16 protein-coding genes are annotated in these 20,868 nt (G+C 50.0%); 7 read left to right on the plus strand and 9 right to left on the minus strand.

Annotated features, from left to right (window positions below; all coding sequences use genetic code 11):
- Positions 1-339 precede the first annotated feature (339 nt).
- Positions 340-1,260 carry an HTH-type transcriptional activator AaeR gene (aaeR, locus tag BN1044_RS20200; protein WP_040046147.1) on the plus strand — a complete coding sequence of 307 codons (921 nt, stop codon included), beginning with the start codon at positions 340-342 and terminating at the stop codon, positions 1,258-1,260.
- 528 nt (positions 1,261-1,788) lie between these two features.
- Here the strand turns inward: aaeR and tldD are convergent.
- From tldD to csrD, 9 genes are all read right to left on the minus strand, one after another.
- Positions 1,789-3,234 carry a metalloprotease TldD gene (gene tldD / locus BN1044_RS20205; protein WP_072310178.1) on the minus strand — a complete coding sequence of 482 codons (1,446 nt, stop codon included), beginning with the start codon at positions 3,232-3,234 and terminating at the stop codon, positions 1,789-1,791.
- Between the two features lie 6 nt (positions 3,235-3,240).
- Entirely contained in the window at positions 3,241-4,089 is an 849-nt protein-coding gene (gene nit1 / locus BN1044_RS20210) for a deaminated glutathione amidase (protein WP_072310179.1), read from the minus strand.
- A 4-nt stretch (positions 4,090-4,093) separates the two neighbouring features.
- Positions 4,094-7,897 (minus strand): AsmA2 domain-containing protein YhdP, encoded by a 3,804-nt coding sequence (gene yhdP, locus BN1044_RS20215; protein ID WP_072310180.1) that lies wholly within the window; start codon positions 7,895-7,897, stop codon positions 4,094-4,096.
- Positions 7,898-7,939: 42 nt separating this feature from the next.
- Entirely contained in the window at positions 7,940-9,409 is a 1,470-nt protein-coding gene (gene rng / locus BN1044_RS20220; protein ID WP_040045631.1) for a ribonuclease G, read from the minus strand.
- Positions 9,399-9,992: a Maf family protein gene (locus BN1044_RS20225; protein ID WP_072310181.1), complete on the minus strand. Its 594-nt coding sequence runs from the start codon at positions 9,990-9,992 to the stop codon at positions 9,399-9,401. Before BN1044_RS20225 ends, rng begins: the two co-directional genes overlap by 11 nt.
- 54 nt (positions 9,993-10,046) lie before the next feature.
- On the minus strand, positions 10,047-10,535 hold the full coding sequence (gene mreD, locus BN1044_RS20230) for a rod shape-determining protein MreD (protein WP_072310182.1): 489 nt from the start codon (positions 10,533-10,535) through the stop codon (positions 10,047-10,049).
- Entirely contained in the window at positions 10,535-11,611 is a 1,077-nt protein-coding gene (mreC, locus tag BN1044_RS20235) for a rod shape-determining protein MreC (RefSeq protein ID WP_072310183.1), read from the minus strand. Before mreC ends, mreD begins: the two co-directional genes overlap by 1 nt.
- A 159-nt stretch (positions 11,612-11,770) precedes the next feature.
- Entirely contained in the window at positions 11,771-12,814 is a 1,044-nt protein-coding gene (gene mreB, locus BN1044_RS20240; protein ID WP_012147106.1) for a rod shape-determining protein MreB, read from the minus strand.
- Positions 12,815-13,271: 457 nt separating this feature from the next.
- The gene (csrD, locus tag BN1044_RS20245; RefSeq protein WP_072310184.1) at positions 13,272-15,173 is read right to left on the minus strand and encodes an RNase E specificity factor CsrD; all 1,902 of its coding nucleotides are present in this window, start codon (positions 15,171-15,173) and stop codon (positions 13,272-13,274) included.
- 257 nt (positions 15,174-15,430) lie between these two features.
- Here csrD and acuI point away from each other — a divergent pair, with 257 nt between their 5' ends.
- From acuI to accC, 6 genes are all read left to right on the plus strand, one after another.
- On the plus strand, positions 15,431-16,408 hold the full coding sequence (gene acuI, locus BN1044_RS20250; protein WP_072310185.1) for an acrylyl-CoA reductase (NADPH): 978 nt from the start codon (positions 15,431-15,433) through the stop codon (positions 16,406-16,408).
- Positions 16,409-16,570: 162 nt separating this feature from the next.
- Positions 16,571-17,572, plus strand: coding sequence for a protein-methionine-sulfoxide reductase catalytic subunit MsrP (gene msrP / locus BN1044_RS20255; RefSeq protein ID WP_072310186.1), 1,002 nt, complete (start codon positions 16,571-16,573; stop codon positions 17,570-17,572).
- Positions 17,573-17,630: 58 nt separating this feature from the next.
- Positions 17,631-18,230, plus strand: a complete 600-nt coding sequence (gene msrQ, locus BN1044_RS20260) for a protein-methionine-sulfoxide reductase heme-binding subunit MsrQ (protein WP_072310187.1) — start codon at positions 17,631-17,633, stop codon at positions 18,228-18,230.
- Between the two features lie 241 nt (positions 18,231-18,471).
- Positions 18,472-18,924, plus strand: coding sequence for a type II 3-dehydroquinate dehydratase (gene aroQ, locus BN1044_RS20265; protein WP_072310188.1), 453 nt, complete (start codon positions 18,472-18,474; stop codon positions 18,922-18,924).
- Between the two features lie 92 nt (positions 18,925-19,016).
- Complete coding sequence (accB, locus tag BN1044_RS20270; RefSeq protein WP_072310189.1) at positions 19,017-19,475, plus strand: acetyl-CoA carboxylase biotin carboxyl carrier protein; 459 nt, start codon at positions 19,017-19,019, stop codon at positions 19,473-19,475.
- An 11-nt stretch (positions 19,476-19,486) separates the two neighbouring features.
- Positions 19,487-20,836: an acetyl-CoA carboxylase biotin carboxylase subunit gene (gene accC, locus BN1044_RS20275; RefSeq protein ID WP_072310190.1), complete on the plus strand. Its 1,350-nt coding sequence runs from the start codon at positions 19,487-19,489 to the stop codon at positions 20,834-20,836.
- Positions 20,837-20,868: the final 32 nt, after the last annotated feature.

Genomic DNA, 20,868 nt, shown 5'->3' on the forward strand with positions numbered 1-20,868 from the left:
AACTTTTGCCTTACGCGATCCACTAACCGCCCTCACCCTAAAATGCTGGCTGATGGCGTTTAACTCAGAAGAAGGATGTCTGTCAGAGGATGTGAGCTACAGGATCTGATGGCAGAAGGACATTTCGTCGTTTCGATACACAGAGGATTATTTCCGCATCGTCAATGACAATATCTTAGCGCAATAATAATCACCATGTATAGAATATGTGAGCTAAATCACTTTTTATTTAAAATAAACAATCAGTCGTTTTTTTAAGCTATCATCGTTACCTCAAAGGCTGATTGTATGGCGGTTTCTCCCATCCAGCCTCACTTCCCTATTAAGGTAGATTGAACAATGGAACGACTTAAGCGAATGGCCGTATTTGCCAAAGTAGTTGAATGCGGCTCCTTTACCAGCGCAGGACGCCAGCTTGAGATGAGCGTTTCGTCCATAAGCCAAACTATTTCCAAGCTGGAAAATGAGCTGAATATTAAGCTGCTCAACCGCAGTACGCGCAGCATTGGTTTAACCGAGGCGGGGAAAATTTATTATCAGGGCTGTCGGAAAATGCTGCTTGAAGCGCAGGAAGTCCACGAACAGATTTACGCCTTCAACAATACGCCAACGGGCACCTTACGTATCGGTAGTTCATCCACCATGGCACAAAATGTCTTGGCGCCGATGACGGCACGCATGCTGCGCGAGTATCCGGGATTATCGATTGATTTAGTCACCGGCGTTCCTGCGCCAGACCTTATCGCTGACGGACTCGATCTGGTGGTACGGGTGGGTGCATTACAAGACTCCAGCCTTTTTTCTAAGCGCTTAGGTTCCATGCCAATGGTGGTATGCGCGGCGAAAAGCTATCTCCAGCAGCACGGCACACCAGAGAAACCCGCCGATATCACCAGCTTTAGCTGGCTAACCTATAGCGTTCGCCCCGACAGTGAATTTGAGCTGATAGCACCAGAAGGGCAAACCCTGCGCCTCTCGCCTCAGGGCCGCTTCGTTACCAATGACTCACAAACGCTCATCCGCTGGCTCAGCGAAGGCGTGGGCATTGCCTACGTGCCGCTGATGTGGGTCATCGAAGAGATAAAACGCGGTGAAGTTGAAATTCTCTTCAGCCGTTATCAATCCGATCCAAGACCGGTTTACGCCTTACATACCCAAAAAGATAAGCTTCCGCTCAAGGTGCAGGTTTGTATTAACTACCTCAGTGAATATTTCACTAAGGTTGGGGAGATTTATCAGGATTATCGGCAGGAGGAGTGAGCTAGCTTTTCGTTTGGGGCTCACTATACAAACTCCGTGTAATATTTCGTCCGCCTGTTTAAAAAGCATTTCCATGAAAACTAAATAGAAGGCGTCCGATGAGAGCCCCATTGCGCGGGGGCTCTTAACTCGCGCGCTTCTATCCGAGATGCCATTTCCGCTCCGGTTTGGTATCGCCCGTCCTGGGCGCCCCAAACTCCAGCATGACATCCATGTCATGCTGGCTCGTCCAACCAAAACCTAAACAATGAAAAGACAAATACGGACAGCGCTTTTGTTTTATTGAATGGCATGCATTTTAGAGTCACCAGCAGGGATGCTGGTGACAGGTTGAGGGCGCACAGGATGTGCGCTCCGAGACCGGTCGGTCAAATAACTCGGTAAAAAGCGCGAGAGTCGAGAGGTTGCGCGCTAGCAACCTTTCGTCGGACGCCTACGCCAGTAACAGCATAGAAAAACCAGAAACTGACTGGCGGACGAAACCCTTCACCGTTCAAGTATAGAAATACCGAAATGTAAGGCGACAGCTTACGCCGTTCCCCCTACCGTCATTGAATCCAGCTTCAACGTTGGCTGACCAACGCCAACCGGCACGCTCTGCCCTTCTTTGCCGCATACGCCAACGCCTTTATCCAGCGCCAGATCGTTACCAACCATAGAAATTTGCTGCATAGCTTCAATGCCAGAACCAATCAGCGTTGCGCCTTTCACCGGTTTGGTAATTTTGCCATTCTCAATCAAATAAGCTTCTGACGTAGAGAAGACAAATTTACCCGACGTAATATCGACCTGACCACCAGCAAAATTCGGCGCATACAGGCCATATTCCACGCTGGCGATAATATCCTGCGGCGAAGATTTGCCTGCCAGCATATAGGTGTTAGTCATACGTGGCATTGGCAGATGCGCATAGGATTCACGGCGACCGTTACCGGTTGGCGCAAGCCCCATCAGGCGCGCATTCATTTTATCCTGCATAAAGCCTTTCAGAATGCCTTTTTCGATCAGTACGTTGTATTGACCTGGAACGCCTTCATCGTCGATTGCCAGAGAGCCACGACGCCCGCTGATTGTGCCATCATCAACAACGGTACACAGTTCAGAAGCCACCAACTGCCCCATCTGTCCACTGAACACCGACGTACCACGACGATTAAAATCACCTTCTAAGCCATGACCAACCGCTTCATGCAACAGCACGCCCGGCCAGCCTGCGCCAAGCACGACCGGCATTGAACCGGCTGGAGCCGCCACTGCAGACAGATTTACCAGCGCCATGCGTACCGCTTCTTTGGCAAAAGCATCAGCACGCACATCGCCATCGACGAGCTCGAGGAAGTATTCGTAACCAGAACGACCACCGCCGCCGCTCGAACCACGTTCACGGCGACCATCCTCTTCTACCAGCACGCTGACAGAAAGACGAACCAGTGGGCGAACATCTGCTGCCAAGGTGCCATCGGTTGCTGCGACCAGAATTAACTCATACACACCAGTAATGCTGGCAGAAACTTCCTGCACTCGGGGATCTTCCGCACGCGCAGCGTTATCAACGCGATGCAGCAGAGCAATTTTCTCTTCACGCGGCAGGCTTTGCAGCGGATCAATGGCGGGGTACAGCAAGCTATAAGGCACATTGCCCAAGGTATGAACTTTGCCATTGCCCTGTTCACGTACGATGCTACGGGCCGCCTGTGCGCTTTGATTCAGCGCATTTAAGGTAATCTGATCGGCATAGGCAAAACCGGTCTTCTCACCGCTAATAGCGCGTACGCCAACGCCTTGATCGATATTGTAAGAACCGTCTTTAATGATACGGTCTTCAATCACCCATGATTCATGGTAGCTGGACTGAAAATAGAGATCGGCGTAGTCAAGCTGACGTTCAGCCAGTGTACCCAATACTGAAAACAGATCTTGATGACTCAGGTTGTTAGCAGCCAATAGCTGCTCACTAACGAACGTCAGACTCATAGCGTTTTACTCTTCTTGATCCAAAGGATTAACCAGCGTCGGCTGGAATCTGTTGTGTTGCGCGACCGGCATCTGGGTGCGGATATTCTCAAGTGAGTTAGTATTCACTTTAACTTTAATCGGCATCACCAAATCGGCATTCTGTTCAATAATATTGCCCCAACCATCTACCGCCATGGTATGTCCCCACGTGCGGCGCGTTGCGCCATGACGGCCAACCTGTGCCGGAGCCAAAATATAGCATTGGGTTTCAATCGCGCGAGCACGCAGCAAAATTTCCCAATGGGATTCCCCAGTTACGCGGGTAAACGCCGCAGGAACGGAAATAATTTCGGCACCTTTATCGCGCAGCGCTTGGAATAAACCAGGGAAACGCAGATCGTAGCAGATAGTCATACCCAATTTTCCCACTGGGGTATCGACCACGGTCAGGTGCTCACCGTGCTGATAGGTATCCGATTCACGGTAGTGTCCGTGCGTATCTTTAATATCCACGTCAAACATATGCAGCTTATCGTAACGCGCTTTCAGCTCGCCTTGATCGTCAAATAACAGGCTGCTGGCGGTAATTTGCTTGCTGTCTTCACGGCTAATCAATGGCATTGAGCCAATCAGGATCCACACGCCGTAGCGGCGCGCCATATCGCGGATAGCGTCCTGCAACGGGCCTTTGCCTTCTTGCTCGGCCTGCGCGTGATAGGCTTTCGAATCAGCAAACAACAGTGCATTTTCTGGCGTCATCACCAGTTTGATGTTGTGGTTCAGCTGTTTGATTTGCTGTTCTATTTGCGCCAGATTCGAACGGGTGTTATCTCCGCTGCACAGTTGCAATAAAGCAATATTTGCATTCCTCATCGTGCTATTTCTCCTTTGGCTGGCGTAAAACTTCGTTAATGGTTGGGTGATCCAAACTGCCTGTAATGTTGTAGCGTATCAGCGATATTTTATTCCACAACGGCGCCAATACTCTTGATGCAGCAAACACGGCGGCCCCAACGACAGGGTTAATGGCAAATGCCGTTGCAACGCCGACGGTGGCAGAAATCTCTGGCGCAATAACCGCCTGCATGTCGATTCGGCGAGTCACAAAATTCACGGTGCCGTCCATCGCAATATCAGCGGCTAAGCCGTCTACCAGTAAATCATTGGTGGATAGAATACCATCCTTAAACTTACCATTGCCGCGAATACTGTCATAGTAGAACCCTTGACCGAAAGTATCGCTAAAATCGAGCTTTAGTTTACGCAGCAAGGCGTCGAAACTCACCAACCGCAGCAGCTGTCCAGCACGACCACCGCCCGCATTATCAATTTCACCTTTCCCCAGCTTACTGCTTAGCGTGCCATTAAGCGAGTTCACCTGTGGCCGCCACGGTTCACCTATCCAGTTCAAATCAAGATGAACATCAAACGGCGAGTTTTTCAGCGGCGAGCTAAAGCCAAAATAGTCACTGCTGGTGGTAATGTTGGCACCTTTAACCCGCACTTTCAGCCAAGTATGATCCTTGCTGTTGCTTTGGTTCCACATTCCGCTGAGCGTAACTTTGGTATTTCCAGTATCAACTAAACCATTTTTCAACATCAGCTGATCGCCGTTCGGCGTTAAATCCGCATTAACCTGACGTAGGCGCTGTCCCATCATCCAGCAGTCTTGGCAACGCAGAATCATGCTTGGCCACTGACTAAAAGAGACTCGTTCAACGGCCGGCGGCGTTGCTGGCGCATCGCTGCTAGCTGGAGAGCCAGTGTCCCATTGTGGGTTGTAATATAGATAGGCCACGTTGGCACGTAACACGTTGTTATTATCTAAATCAGCTTCACCGTTAATTTCACGCCCTTTCGCACTGATATGCGTGCCATTAGCCAGCTTTGAAGCCGAAACGGTCAACTGATGCCACGCTTGCCCCGCTAAAATTAATTGTGGCGTGGTGAGGTTAACCTGCTGCGGATAGCTGAAGTTTGAAGCTGCGGTTCCTGCCTTCTCACCCAGTGCAGGAGCCAGCGCCGCGAGCCACTCTTCGCCATCAAGAGCCGGCAGATTCAGCGTTAGTGATTCGCTTTCAGGCAACGCAGGTATTTTACGACTGTCGTCGCTCCATGCCGCGCGTGCCAGCTTCACACCGTGTTTCTGCAGGATGAATTGGCTATTAAAGTGGTTTTTCGGCCCCAAATTCCCGGTCAGCATGAAACCATTTAAATCGCCTTTGGCATTAATCACCAACGGCAATGTCTGACCATTTGGTTTATCTAGCGGTGACGGTAAGTGACTGCTTACATTTTTTAGATCGGCATTAACTTGAATGTCATACGATGGATGGCCTTTATGCGGCAACTTAATCGCCACTTTTGTATTCCAAGGCGCTGAACCGGCAACGTCTTTCGCTAACGCCGACGGCATCCACGGCAGCTTCGCAGGCTGCCAATCAGCGTTCAGCGCAACATCTACGCCAAAGTCCTGCACGCCTTCCGCCGTTGAGAAGGTAAAGTTTACCGGTTGACCAAACCAAGCGGCATTCATCGGGCTACTGGTTAAGTTGCCATTATCGAAATGCAGCGAGCCATTGAGCTGGGTAAAGGTGCTATCCAGCGGTTTGATCAGCAAGGAATTATTCTTAAAAGCAACGTCACCGGTGGCTCGGGTTTCTTTACCATCCAACGGGATATCAAGATGTAAGCGCCCACTTACATCGCCACCCACTTCTAATTCGTCCAAGGCTGCGCCCACAGAATCAGCTAATGGCGATGTTTTAAAGTATTCATGAACGGCCTTGCCAGAACCTGCCACCTTCGCGTCAACGAGCAGCTTTTCTTTCTGGTAAACAGGAATTACGGCGGTGATATCCGTTCCATCAACGGCACCTAACTTAGTGTGCGGCGCATTCATCCACAGGCCATCGTTGAGAAAATTCAAATCGATAGCGAGATTACTCAGCGGCTCCCAGTTTGGCTGGAAGCGGAAAGTCGCATCACGAAGGGGAACAAAGACTTGGAACTGCCCTTCATTATGCTGATAAGGGAAATAATGCGGATTTCCAGCGTAGATCAGCGTGGCATTGTCCACCTTGCCGCCTTCCAATGCACCGGTGAGATAGTCAACCAAATGCGTGCCCATCAAAGGTTCAGGGAAATAGCGCCACGCCTGTGCCGCGTCATACAGGCGGATCCCCGATAAGATGCTCAGCCACGGCTGACCTTCTTTAGGGTGCTGGTAATTAAAATCACCGGTCGCCCACAAAGACTTCGCCTGTACGTCAAGATTGTCACCCGACAGCGACCAGCCTTTGTCATTGTTAATAAACGTGGCGAAGCCGCTGGCGTGACTCACTTCGAGCGGCGCTCGGAACATATCACCATATGGCAGCAAGCTGTCTTTCAACGTGAATTGCAGGCCCGCATTCATCGCACTGCCTGATACACTGCCCTTGAAATGATTGACGCCAGGCAGCAATTTCCACGGCTGCCAGCTGACGTCTTGCCATGCCCCGATAAACCGTGCTCGCTCAGGCTGTTGCAACGGGATATCAACACCCGCGTACTCGATATGGCCCTTAGGGCGAATATCGTCCCAGCGCCCTAAGGCATCAGGCGTAAGAAACGCCAGAGTAGGCAAAATAGGTCCAATGCGTTCTAACTGTAAATCTGTCGCGCGCAGGCGCAGTTCTTCAGGCTGGTCGGGGCCGATAAAATGGGTATTTTCAGGGCGGTACATGGCGCTCAACGAGCCTTTCGGCCATGCAACGCCATCGGTGCTCAAATTAAGCTGCGGGATATCAAACGTCCAACCGCCGGCAATACGCCCAACCTGTAGCGTAAGATTATCCACCGTCAGTTCATGTTGCTTATCTGCCGTGCTCCAGTTGGCCTCACCCTGTTTTAACAGCAGATGCCCGCCTTGGATTTCGCCATCGGTCACGGTTAGCCAAGACGCTAAGCTGAATCGCGCGCTATGCAAACCGGTATTGCGGTTTACCCAGCGGCTCAGCCACGGCTTCATCTCTATCTCATCGGCCTGCAAATAAACGGTGCCATCGCTGAGCAAGCCGTTTTTGTCGTGCAGATCCATTCTGACCTGCATATTGCCGTGCTGACCTTCCGGCGTGGAGAACATGACCTGGCCTTCAGCGCGGTGGCGCGTCGCGGTGTTTAACCATGTCAGATTAGGGATTTCAAGCTGGATGCGCGGGCCCGACGGGCTTGGAAAGGTGATCTTGCTGTCACGCAGGATAAAGTGGTCAAACTGGTAAAGGAAGATATCCGTAATACCATCACTTTCGATGCCCTTTGAATCGGACGAAGAACCGCTTAAAGGCTCATTGCTATCGGCCTGTAAGTGGTAAAAAGTGAGATCGCGAAACTGCCAACGCCAATGTAATAGAGATTGCCAAACATCCAGCGCAACGGTCACGCGCTGAATGCTGATATTGCCTTTTGGCTGCACCACGGAAATATTACGCGCTTCCAGCGTAGGGCCAAAGGACTGCCAGTTTGCATCCAGCGCGCCGATTTTTACCGGTACACCAGTATACTGTTCAACCTTTTCAACAATCTGCGGGCGAAATGTTTCAAGATGAGGCAGAGCCAAGCGCAGGCCACTCACTATCAGCGCCACCAGAACAATCAATGCCACCAGTGTCGCTAGTAAGTATCCAGACAGTCGCCTCACGCTCTTCTCCTTGAAATCATAATCGTAAGCTGAGCGTTCAAATCACATCATAACCACGTCGAATTGCTCTTGGTTGTAAAGCGGCTCAATTTGTACTTTGACCTGTTTACCCACAAAAATCTCCACCTCAGCCAAAGAATGAGATTCTTCGCTTTTCAGCGCTTCGCCAACGGCAGGTGACGCATAAACCAAGAATCGGTCGCTATCGTAAGCATGATGCACACGCACGATCTCACGCAAAATCTCGTAGCATACGGTTTCGACGGTTTTCACCGTTCCACGCCCGCGACAGGTTGGACAGTCGCTGCACAGTACATGCTCTATGCTTTCGCGCGTTCTTTTGCGCGTCATTTCCACTAATCCTAGCTGGGAAAAACCGTTTATGCTGGTTTTCGCGCGATCTTTGCTCAGCGCCTGCTCTAACGAATGCAACACGCGACGGCGGTGATCTTCACTGCTCATATCAATGAAATCAATGATGATAATGCCACCTAAATTGCGCAACCGCAGCTGACGAGCAATCGCCTGAGTCGCCTCAACGTTGGTGTTGAAAATGGTTTCATCCAGATTGCGATGCCCCACAAACGCACCGGTATTTATATCCACCGTCGTCATGGCTTCAGTTTGATCGATGATCAAATAGCCACCCGATTTTAGCTCAACGCGGCGATCGAGCGAGCGCTGGATCTCGTTCTCAACGTCATAGAGATCGAAAATAGGCTGCTTGCCCGTATACAACTCGAGCTTAGACGTCATCTCCGGAATGTACTCACGGGTAAATTCGGTCAATGAATCAAAATTCAGGCGTGAATCAACACGGATGCGATCTAACGCGGCACCAGCAAAATCACGCAATACGCGATGCGCTAAGGCCAATTCGCCATACAGCTTACATTTGGTTTTATTACGACGTTTGCGTTCCATCACTTTGGTCCACAAACGTTTTAAAAATGCGGCATCTTGTGCCAATTCTTCGTCATCAATACCTTCCGCCGCCGTGCGGATAATAAAACCGCCCTGCTCATCACAGTATTCAGAAACGATGGACTTCAAACGATTACGTTCTGCTTCACCTTCAATACGCTGAGAGACGCCAACGTGGCTCGCACCTGGCATAAAGACCAGATAACGAGAAGGCAGCGTAATATCCGTGGTCAGGCGTGCGCCTTTCGTACCGAGGGGATCTTTGACAACTTGAACCATCAGGTCTTGTCCCTGACGAACCAGTTCAGCAATATCACGTACGTGGAAGTTTTTTTGCTCATCACCCGCCACGCATTCGGTGTGCGGCATGATGTCCGAGGCATGTAGAAATGCCGCTTTATCTAATCCAATGTCGACAAAAGCCGCCTGCATGCCGGGAAGTACACGGCTGACGCGCCCTTTGTAAATATTACCCACGATGCCACGCTTAGATTCGCGCTCAATATGGATTTCTTGCAGGATCCCACCGTCAATATAGGCGACCCGTGTTTCTGAAGGTGTAACGTTAACTAGCAATTCAGCTGTCATGGTCTCTCCTCACGTCCCGTAACGCCATAAACTGTTTAAGTAGCTCTTGTGTTTCTACTAACGGTAGTCCCATTACGGCATGATAACTACCGGTAATAGATCTTACGAAGCAGCCACCTTTTCCTTGTATCCCGTATGCACCCGCTTTATCCATGGGTTCGCCGCTGGCGATATAGTCGTGAATATCTTGTTCGCTGAGAGATCGAAATGTCACGTCTGTTACCACATGACAATATAACTGATGCTGCTTATCCGCCAATGAAACCGCGGTAATCACCTGATGAGTTTGCCCTGATAGCTGGCGCAGCATTTGTGCCGCATGAGCCTCATTTTTAGGTTTTTCTAGTACGGCACCCTCTAACACAACGATAGTGTCGGCACCCAGCACCGGCTTATCTTCTGGCGCGGCGGCAACGCCAGCACGCGCTTTATCCTGTGCCAAACGGCAAACGTATTCCAATGGCGCTTCTTCTGGCTGGCGCTGTTCTTCCACATCGATAATCAGGCGCTCGAAGGGAATATCCATTAACGCTAATAATTCACGACGGCGCGGCGATCCAGATCCCAGATAGATAGAGTCCATTGATAATTCTCGTTGTATCTCGTTATAAATAAATGAGCTTTACCCTAAGGTAAATTATTGCACCGCAAAACGACGACGAACTTTGCGCATCAGCAAGAACAGCCACGGCCACAGCACGCCGTTAACCACACTACTCCAGAACACCTCTGGACGGAAAGAGGCATTTGCCACAACAAATTCGCCCCAGAAAACAACAACGTCCATGGCTGCCGTGAGTAGTACCACCATCAGGGCCTGCTGCCAGAGTGCCATATTGCGGAATAGTTGGAACTTGAATGCAACTAAATACGCTAACAGGCTGAACGCTAACGCTCGAACGCCAAGCGTGGAGCCTAAAATGAGATCCCAGATCAGGCCCAGCACAAAACCAGTGCCAACGTTAACCCGGTGTGGCAACGCCATCACCCAGTAAATCAGGAACAAGGCTAACCAATTAGGCCGGAACATCATCAGTTCGTCCGGCCACGGCATTATCTGCAATACGAATGCCAGCAGAAAGAATAACCAAATAACCCACCGTCCTTGGCTACGATATCCAGACATTAACGACCTCCTTGCGTGCGAGCAGGAAGCGTTGTTGCTGAAGGCGAAACCGCAGGAGTGGCTGAGCGGGTAGCGTTATTGGCAGAGGCTGCTGGCGCTACGGGAGTCGTGCCCGGCGGCGTGATACCTGCGGCTGGCGCGGGTTGTTGAGGCCCCATTTCTGACGGCGTCGGTAATACCTGCGGCATCATCTGCATTAAACGTTCATTGGCAACGCGATGCACTTCATCTGGCGGCAGCGGCATAGTGCCATTGCGATCGGCGCCCCACAGCAGCAGCAGATAGCGCAAACGCTGGAGCCCCGCGGTTGGACGCGCCTTGATCACGGTATAAGCACGTTGGTTATCCACTTTAACCGAGGAAACAACGGCAACCGGGTAGCCTTCGGGGAAGCGTCCACCCAAACCGGATGTCACTAAGACATCACCGACGCGAATGTCAGTATTGGCAGGAAGATGCTCAAGCTGGAGATCGTCAGTACAACCGTTACCCGCAGCTAACACGCGAATATCATTGCGTAACACCTGAATAGGCAAAGCATGTGAAGCATTACAGATTAGCAATACCCGGCTAGACAGTTTGCCGACGGCAACAACCTGACCGACTACGCCTTTATCACTGATGATAGGCTGACCAAAATAAACGCCGCTGTTGCTGCCTTTATCTATCACCACCTGATCGCTATACGGATCGGGCAATGTGGAAATGACCTGCGTCACCATTTTGTGCTCATCCTGACGCAGCGGCGATCCCAACAGCTCACGCAGACGGGCATTTTCTTGTTTGAACTGACCGAGTAACAGGGTATCGCTATTTTTTAATAGGAGTTCTTGGCGTAATGCCCTGTTTTCCAGTTCCAATTGTTCGCGGGTGGCCAACGTGCTTGAAACGTTGTCCAGGATCTGACGAGGTCCATTTGACAGATAATAAAAAGGACTAACGGCGGTATCAAGGTAGCTACGAATCTGCAGAAAAGTGCCAAAACGGCTATCTGCAATTACTAATCCAATAGCAACAACCACCGCCAGAAAAAGTCGGAGTTGCAGAGAAGGGCCTCTGCTAAATATGGGCTTCATAAAATTGCGTTATCCTCGACAGCAGGGAAACAGGCAAGCGTTTCCCGAGCGGTTTTAGCGATTCCACGATGCACAACCACCGGCTTGGGAATTCCCAATCCGGTGGCAAACACGTGGCATCACCGGCAAGCAGGAGCCAAGCTCCTACCTACAGGCCGATTATTCTTCGCTGAACAAATCACCGCCATGCATATCGATCATTTCCAACGCTTTACCACCACCACGCGCCACACAGGTCAGCGGGTCTTCGGCAACAACAACTGGAATACCGGTTTCTTCCATCAGCAGACGGTCTAAGTTACGCAGCAGTGCGCCACCGCCGGTCAGAACCATACCGCGTTCGGAAATATCAGAAGCCAATTCTGGTGGACACTGTTCCAGAGCAACCATCACCGCGCTTACGATGCCGGTCAGAGGCTCTTGCAGAGCTTCCAGGATTTCGTTGGAATTCAGCGTGAAGCCACGAGGAACACCTTCAGCCAGGTTACGACCACGAACTTCGATTTCGTGAACTTCATCACCTGGGTAAGCAGAACCGATGCCGTGTTTGATGCGTTCGGCGGTTGCTTCACCAATCAGTGAGCCATAGTTACGACGCACATAATTAATGATAGCTTCATCGAAGCGGTCACCACCGATACGTACAGAAGAAGAGTAAACCACGCCATTAAGGGAGATAACGGCCACTTCAGTGGTACCACCACCGATATCCACCACCATTGAGCCGGTAGCTTCAGAAACTGGCAAGCCTGCGCCAATTGCCGCCGCCATGGGTTCTTCAATCAAGAAGACCTCACGAGCACCTGCGCCCTGCGCAGATTCACGGATTGCACGACGTTCAACCTGCGTGGCGCCAACCGGCACACACACCAAGACACGCGGACTTGGACGCATAAAGCTGTTGCTATGCACCTGTTTGATAAAGTGCTGAAGCATTTTTTCAGTCACGAAGAAATCGGCAATAACACCGTCTTTCATTGGACGAATCGCGGCAATATTACCTGGCGTACGGCCCAGCATTTGCTTAGCTTCATGCCCTACCGCAGCAACGCTTTTTGGAGAGCCTGCGCGGTCCTGACGAATCGCCACTACGGACGGTTCGTTCAATACAATGCCTTGTCCTTTCACATAAATCAGGGTATTGGCTGTACCCAAGTCGATGGACAAGTCATTTGAAAACATGCCACGAAATTTCTTAAACATAACTGAAGGATAATCCTGAAAGCTGGGGGCGAAAAATAAAATCCGCCTACTTTACCAACCACGCGAAGCAGCGACAAGGCGCAAAAACGTCCTACTTCGGTGAAAATTTACACCATGTTTGAGATTCAATGAATTAGGCCTACAGGTCAGAGAAATAACAGCACAATCTCACCTTCAGCGGCCACAGAAACACCACGCCGGTAATTCGTTGAACGGTAAAACACAGCACACATGAGCTTTGAATCTGACCGACAGACAATATTTGACCAATAGACAACCTATTGCTGAACAGTTTCGATGCATTAATGCACCGAATACTGCGGACGGTCTTTTGTATCAATCGGCAGGTGGTCACTAACGTTAGCACCTACCAACTATGAATGACTTGGTCGCGCGCTATTCTACGTGAATTTCACGCGACAAAAAGGCCAATTTATTGCCGATGTGAATATTTTTTTTACACACGACTAACAGGCCTTGGTTTTGCAAAAAAATCTCCTTGGCCACCGGCGATCCCTTTGTCTTTTAGTACCTGCCATTCTTCTTTAGTTCGCACTCCTGCGGCAAAAACCTGTGCCGACGTGCCTTCACACGCGCCCGTCAAGCTCTGAACAAACAGCTGATTTTCTACGCGCTTATGGATATTACGAACCAAGCCAGGATGAAGTTTTACCAACGTCACCTGCAATTGCTTGATATAAGAAGTGCTAACCACTTTGAGTCCCGCTTGAGAAATAACAATGTGGCAACCCAAACCTTGCAGCAAGCGCACGACAGGACGCAAACGGTCAATATGCTGGCTTACATCTGCTTCAATCAGTTCAAAGAAAATACGCTGGCGAAGCGATTTTTCACTCTGAAGCAGCGTGTCGCGCAGCCAACGTTGAAAACTGCGCTGTAATAATGAGTCAATACTAACCGGAAAGGCCAGTTTCTCAGCAGAAAAATGACGCAATAAAGGAATAATCTGAAGCAGCATCTGCCGGTCATAGCTTTCAGCCATGCCAAGCTGTTGAACAAGCGGATAATATTCAGCGCTGGGTAGTGCCTGGCTACCGTCGTAAATATAAGGAAGAATATCGTGATGATGCACTTCTCCACTCACGCTGATCGCTTCTTTTTGCAATAACGTTGGGCCACCTCGCGCAAGCGTTTGTTCTAACAACGTCCGCCACTTCACGCTGCCTCGCACCACTTCCGGCACGGGATTACTATCAATAAACCAGCCATTGCTGCCCTGCAGCACTGCGTTGCGTGCAGCTTGCTCGGCCTGATCCATAACCTGCTCGGTGCTTTGCCCATAATGATAAAGGCTAATCCCGATATGCAGCACTTCCTCACTATCGATACCATTGGCAGGAGGAATGGCACTTACCGAACTAATTAGCTGTGATGCAAATCCCTCGGCTTCTTTTAGCGATCGATGAGGAAGCAAAACGGCAAAATTATTTTGGAAATAGCGGGCTAATAGCCCAGATGGATAACGCATGACCGACGTCGATAACATATTCACCAGCGAATAGCGGTATTCTTCACGCTCGCGTTTACCTTGTAGACCCGCCATCGATTCCCAATCCGGCACGCGGATCACCATCACCACCCCGTGTGCTCCTTCATCTTCCAGCTGCGTCGTTAGCTGATTATCAAAAAAGAGACGGTTATTGAGCCCGGTACGAGAGTCCTGCGCCGCAAAGGCGCGGATCAAGGTATCCACACGGCCACGCTCTTCTCGAGCATCGGCAAGGTCTGAAAGCAGACGATCGATGGCGCTGCTGGCGTTAGGCGGAAACTCATGCACGTCGCCACGCACCGCATTTTCACGTTCACCACCCAAGATTTTACGCGCTCGCCGTTCTAGCTTTTCAAGTCCCAGCGTTTGTTCACGTAGCCAGCGATAGCTAAATAGCAGCACCAAAACCATCAGACCAATAGAAACCGTCACCGGGAACATGGTTTCCAGTGAACGCGTATAGCTAGCCGTGGGATCGATATACGCCATTTTTAGGCTATAACCTGGATGGTGCATTAAAGGCGCTTCAACATAGCGCTGATTAATCAGAGTATCCCACGCGTTGTAGGTGGTCGGTAATTTAAGCTGATAGACCTGATGAGAATTATTCTGAATGATGATTTCATTCACGCCAGATGAGCGCATCACCACCGGCAGCCATTTTTTGATAATGCTGCGTTGCTCGGTCAACAAAAGCTGATCAATAGTCGTGGCGAGTGCATTAAGCTGGTTTTCAGCTCGATGATGGCTTTGATTGAAAAAACTGTATGTACTTCCCAGCAACATAAGCAACATCGCCAATGCCACTAAGACCGTAATAAATGCAAACAACTTGGTTGTGATACGCATCCCTGTCAGTACCCACCTATATAATGTAACTTAGCCGTAAATTTGGCTCCCAAGCGCCTTTCCATTGCGCACATCAACATCCTAAGAGCTTCATTGCTCTATATCAAAGACAACTTTTGAAATTATTCACACACTGATTAATCTATTAGCATAGCGAATTCCTAATTAATCTGAGACGACTTTTGTCAATGAATGAGGCGTCTCACGGTATTTTCTCGATCTTACGGCAATTTAATGACCTCAACGAGGGCTCCCGAATGAAAGCTTTAGTGCTTGAACAAATTGATGGCAAAACCGTTGCCAATATTCAGACTCTGAAAACTGACGATCTCCCCGCGGGAGATGTTCTCGTTGATGTCCAGTGGTCCAGCCTTAACTATAAAGACGCGCTGGCGATCACCGGTAAAGGCAAAATTATCCGTAATTTCCCGATGGTTCCCGGCATTGATTTTGCGGGTACCGTCCATCATAGCGAAGATCCGCGTTTCCATATTGGTCAATCCGTGATCCTCACAGGATGGGGCGTGGGAGAAAATCATTGGGGCGGCTTATCTGAACAGGCTCGTGTCAACAGTGAGTGGCTCGTTGCATTACCTCAAGGATTGGATGCACGTAAGGCCATGATTATTGGTACCGCTGGTTTTACCGCCATGCTGTGCGTTATGGCTCTGGAAGAGGGGGGTGTGACGCCGGAAAGCGGTGAAATTCTGGTTACAGGCGCCAGCGGTGGCGTGGGCAGTACCGCCATTGCGTTGCTGACTCGCTTGGGCTATCACGTTGTTGCCGTGAGCGGTCGTGATAGTAATGAAGAATATTTAAAATCGCTGGGCGCAGAGCGTGTTCTGCCGCGCAGTGAGTTCACCGCCGACAGTCGACCATTAGAGAAACAAATTTGGGCTGGTGCGATTGATACCGTTGGCGACAAAGTGCTGGCGAAAGTCTTGGCTCAGATGGATTACAACAGTACGGTTGCTGCCTGTGGGTTAGCCGGTGGTTATCAGTTACCCACAACCGTGATGCCATTCATTTTGCGTAATGTACGTTTGCAAGGTGTTGATTCCGTCATGACGCCACACCAGCGCCGCACCCAAGCATGGGAACGTTTGGCTGATTTACTGCCAGAAAGTTTCTATGAACACGCATCGACGGAAGTCGCACTGGAAAAAGCCGCAGAAGCCGCCGCTGCATTAATTGATAACAAAGTAACAGGCCGAACCTTAGTGAAAGTTCGCTAAGCACCTCTTTTTCTATCTAACGCCAAACAGTTCCCTCTCCAGCCAAAGAGAGGGAACAATCACTATTTATAACAATTTCGTGATATTCCTCCATTACGCGCAATTCCTGCCATCATGTTTTTCAACAGCGACGATAATTAAGAAAAACAAGAGGCATCGATCATGACTAAATTTCCAAGATTCACTGAATCAGATGTCACGCCGGAGAGCGTGTTTCAGCAACGCCGCAGCGTGCTCAAGGCATTAGGCATTACCGCTGCATCTTTAGCACTTCCTCATGCAGCTCAAGCCGACCTTCTCTCGTGGTTTAAAGGCCACGATCGCCCAGCGGCTCCGGCTGGCAAAGCGTTGAAATTTACCCAACCGGCTGAGTACCAAGCAAAGCTCGCACTCACGCCGGAAGACAAGGTGACTGGCTATAACAATTTTTATGAGTTCGGCCTAGATAAAGCCGATCCCGCCGCCAATGCCGGAACATTAAAAACCGAAGGCTGGAAAATTCGCATCGACGGCGAAGTCGCCAAGCCGCTCACGCTCGATATGGACGACATTTATAAGCACTTCGCCTTAGAAGAACGAATTTATCGGATGCGCTGCGTTGAGGCTTGGTCGATGGTGGTGCCGTGGGTAGGGTTTGAGCTGGGAAAATTGCTAAAAATGGCGGAACCCACCAGCAAAGCTCGCTACGTGGCGTTTCAAACCATTTATGACCCTGACAACATGCCGGGGCAAAAAGATCGCTTTATCGGCGGTGGGCTTAAATATCCCTACATTGAAGCTCTGCGTTTAGATGAAGCGATGCATCCACTCACCATGATCACTACGGGCGTTTACGGTAAAGCGCTACCGCCACAAAACGGTGCCCCTCTGCGCCTTACCGTACCGTGGAAATATGGATTCAAAGGGATTAAGTCGATTGTCAGTATCCGCTTAACTCACGATGAGCCGCCGACAACCTGGAATGCCAGCGCACCGGACGAATATGGCTTCTATGCCAACGTGAATCCACACGTCGATCATCCGCGCTGGTCACAGGCCAGCGAACGTTTTATTGGCTCAGGCGGCATTTTGGACGTTAAACGCCAGCCAACGCTGCTTTTTAATGGCTATGCCGATCAGGTCGCATCGCTCTATCAAGGTATGGATCTCAGGAAATTTTTCTAACCCAATGTGCCCAAGATGATTCATTAGGGGTCAATAGTTCGAGGTCAAAAGCCCAAACATGAAAAGACTCACGCTCAAACAGATAAAGATAGTCAAAGTGCTGATCTGGCTAGCGGCGAGCCTGCCGCTGCTCTGGTTAATATTCGCGACCACACAGGGGCTACTGAGTGCCGACCCCGCTAAAGATATTCAGCATTTCACCGGCAGAATGGCGCTGAAACTGCTGCTGGCCACCCTGCTTATTTCTCCGCTGGCGCGCTACGGAAAACAACCGTTGTTGATTCGCTGCCGCCGTTTGCTTGGAGTTTGGTGTTTTGTTTGGGCATCAATTCACTTAGCCAGCTATACAATTCTGGAACTTGGGTTAGACTTCACCCTGCTGGGCAGTGAGTTGATCAAGCGACCTTATCTCACCTTAGGCATCATCAGTTGGCTGATTTTATTTGCTTTAGCGGTGACATCCACCCAGTGGGCAATGCGAAAAATGGGTTCTGGCTGGCAGAAATTACATAATTTTGTCTATATTGTGGCCATCCTAGCGCCGATTCACTACCTATGGTCGGTGAAAACACTCTCACCATTGCCTATTTTTTATGCGATTGGAGCGATTATATTGTTAGCATTCCGTTATCAGAAAATTCGCCAATGGTGGCGGTAACGGTTGGAACTTATTAGTATTTTTCTATCCAAATTCATTCAACGTGTTTCTATCTAGCGAAGTTGGTAGTTGAATATCTTCGCTGATTCGACCAGTATTTAGCTGCTAATTGCCATGAAATCATTATAATGCCCGACCTTATACGCAGATCTGTGCCACAAATTGACACAGAAAAGGTGACAAGTCGGTGACATAGGGTTATTTTGACGATGATCGTCTGATTGCCGGAGATAGCAGCACAATGGCAGATAAGTTCAACATTTTGCTTTTAAACGGTCCTAACCTGAATTTGTTAGGAACACGTGAGCCAGACAAATACGGCAGCACCACGTTGCCAGAAATTGTCAGCCATTTAGAACAGGCCGCCGATGCGCTGAACGTTTCACTCAGTCATTTGCAGTCTAATGCTGAATTTGAGCTTATCGATCGCATTCATGCTGCCCGAGGCAACACGGACTTCATTCTGATCAACCCTGCGGCATTTACGCATACCAGCGTAGCACTCCGCGATGCACTATTGGCAGTTCAAATCCCGTTTATCGAGATCCATCTGTCAAACGTGCACGCACGCGAGCCTTTTCGTCATCACTCCTATCTGTCCGATATCGCTATTGGTGTTATCTGCGGCTTGGGTGCAGATGGATACGAATTCGCCCTGCAGGCGGCAGTTAACCGCCTGAAAAAATTTAACTAAGGATGTCATCCCGGTCGATCCGAACCTAGGGTTTAGATTCAGACGGATGAGCATCTATATTCTACGTAACAACAAAGAGTACGGAATCACACATGGATATTCGTAAAATCAAAAAACTGATCGAACTGGTTGAAGAATCTGGCATTTCTGAGCTGGAAATCTCTGAAGGTGAAGAATCAGTACGCATTAGTCGTGCCCCAGCAGCAGGCAGCATGCCTATGATGCAGCCTTACTATGCAGCACCTGCGCAAGCGGCAGCTCCAGTAGCTGCAGCGCCTGCAGCAGCACCTGTAGCAGAAGCTCCGGCAGCGATTAGCGGTCACATTGTACGTTCTCCGATGGTCGGTACTTTCTACCGTACTCCAAGCCCAGATGCGAAAGCGTTTGTTGAAGTGGGCCAAAAAGTAAATGTTGGCGATCCACTGTGCATCGTAGAAGCAATGAAAATGATGAACCAGATTGAAGCCGACAAATCCGGTGTGGTGAAAGCCATCCTGCTGGAAAACGGCCAACCGGTTGAATTTGACGAGCCTCTGGTCGTCATCGAATAACGAGGCGAGTCATGCTAGATAAAATTGTTATCGCCAACCGTGGTGAAATTGCCCTGCGTATCCTGCGCGCTTGTAAAGAGCTGGGAATTAAAACCGTAGCAGTTCACTCCACGGCTGACCGCGATCTAAAACACGTGCTGCTGGCAGACGAAACCGTCTGTATCGGCCCTGCACAGTCAGTCAAAAGCTATTTAAATATCCCTGCAATTATCTCTGCTGCTGAAATTACTGGCGCAGTGGCGATTCACCCGGGTTATGGCTTCCTGTCTGAAAACGCCGACTTTGCTGAGCAAATCGAGCGTTCTGGCTTTATCTTTATCGGCCCACGCGCTGAAACTATCCGCCTGATGGGTGACAAAGTTTCCGCGATTAGCGCGATGAAAAAAGCAGGTGTTCCGTGCGTACCGGGTTCTGACGGCCCATTGGGCGACGATATGGTGAAGAACAAAGCCATCGCCAAACGCATCGGTTACCCAGTGATCATCAAAGCCTCTGGCGGCGGCGGCGGACGCGGTATGCGTGTTGTTCGCGGCGATAAAGATCTGGAACAATCCATTATCATGACGAAAGCGGAAGCCAAAGCGGCTTTCAACAACGACATGGTTTACATGGAGAAGTATCTGGAAAACCCACGCCACATCGAAATTCAGGTGCTGGCAGACGGTCAAGGCAACGCGATCTATCTGGCTGAACGTGACTGCTCGATGCAGCGTCGTCACCAGAAAGTGGTCGAAGAAGCACCAGCACCAGGCATCACGCCTGAACTACGTCGCTACATCGGCGAACGTTGTTCTAAAGCTTGTGTAGATATCAACTACCGCGGCGCAGGTACTTTCGAGTTCCTGTTCGAAAACGGCGAGTTCTATTTCATCGAAATGAACACCCGTATTCAGGTTGAACATCCAGTGACCGAAATGATCACCGGCGTCGATCTGATTAAAGAACAGCTGCGCATCGCTGCAGGACAGCCTCTGTCTATCAAACAGCACGAAGTTCAGGTTCGCGGTCATGCGGTAGAATGCCGTATCAACGCCGAAGACTCTGATACCTTCCTGCCAAGCCCGGGTAAAATTACGCGCTTCCACGCACCGGGTGGCTTTGGCGTTCGTTGGGAATCCCATATCTACGCGGGCTACACTGTACCTCCGTACTATGATTCCATGATTGGTAAGCTTATCTGCTACGGTGAAAACCGTGACGTGGCTATCGCTCGTATGAAAAATGCGTTAGCGGAACTGATCATCGACGGCATCAAAACCAACGTTGAGCTGCAACAAAAGATCATGAGTGACGAGAACTTCCAACACGGCGGTACCAACATTCATTATCTGGAGAAAAAACTCGGTTTGCAGGAAAAATAACTGCACGTGAGTTTTAGCTCCCTAAAAAGGCC

Origin of the sequence: Hafnia alvei (genome assembly GCF_900095695.1) — a bacterium.
Taxonomy (GTDB): Bacteria; Pseudomonadota; Gammaproteobacteria; order Enterobacterales; family Enterobacteriaceae; genus Hafnia; species Hafnia alvei_B.

What these genes read in the sequence shown, in the direction of transcription:
- aaeR (WP_040046147.1), top strand. Translation starts at nt 340, where the DNA reads ATGGAACGACTTAAGCGAATGGCCGTATTTGCCAAAGTAGTTGAATGC.
- tldD (WP_072310178.1), bottom strand. Translation starts at nt 3,234, where the DNA reads ATGAGTCTGACGTTCGTTAGTGAGCAGCTATTGGCTGCTAACAACCTG.
- nit1 (WP_072310179.1), bottom strand. Translation starts at nt 4,089, where the DNA reads ATGAGGAATGCAAATATTGCTTTATTGCAACTGTGCAGCGGAGATAAC.
- rng (WP_040045631.1), bottom strand. Translation starts at nt 9,409, where the DNA reads ATGACAGCTGAATTGCTAGTTAACGTTACACCTTCAGAAACACGGGTC.
- BN1044_RS20225 (WP_072310181.1), bottom strand. Translation starts at nt 9,992, where the DNA reads ATGGACTCTATCTATCTGGGATCTGGATCGCCGCGCCGTCGTGAATTA.
- mreD (WP_072310182.1), bottom strand. Translation starts at nt 10,535, where the DNA reads ATGTCTGGATATCGTAGCCAAGGACGGTGGGTTATTTGGTTATTCTTT.
- mreC (WP_072310183.1), bottom strand. Translation starts at nt 11,611, where the DNA reads ATGAAGCCCATATTTAGCAGAGGCCCTTCTCTGCAACTCCGACTTTTT.
- mreB (WP_012147106.1), bottom strand. Translation starts at nt 12,814, where the DNA reads ATGTTTAAGAAATTTCGTGGCATGTTTTCAAATGACTTGTCCATCGAC.
- csrD (WP_072310184.1), bottom strand. Translation starts at nt 15,173, where the DNA reads ATGCGTATCACAACCAAGTTGTTTGCATTTATTACGGTCTTAGTGGCA.
- acuI (WP_072310185.1), top strand. Translation starts at nt 15,431, where the DNA reads ATGAAAGCTTTAGTGCTTGAACAAATTGATGGCAAAACCGTTGCCAAT.
- msrP (WP_072310186.1), top strand. Translation starts at nt 16,571, where the DNA reads ATGACTAAATTTCCAAGATTCACTGAATCAGATGTCACGCCGGAGAGC.
- msrQ (WP_072310187.1), top strand. Translation starts at nt 17,631, where the DNA reads ATGAAAAGACTCACGCTCAAACAGATAAAGATAGTCAAAGTGCTGATC.
- aroQ (WP_072310188.1), top strand. Translation starts at nt 18,472, where the DNA reads ATGGCAGATAAGTTCAACATTTTGCTTTTAAACGGTCCTAACCTGAAT.
- accB (WP_072310189.1), top strand. Translation starts at nt 19,017, where the DNA reads ATGGATATTCGTAAAATCAAAAAACTGATCGAACTGGTTGAAGAATCT.
- accC (WP_072310190.1), top strand. Translation starts at nt 19,487, where the DNA reads ATGCTAGATAAAATTGTTATCGCCAACCGTGGTGAAATTGCCCTGCGT.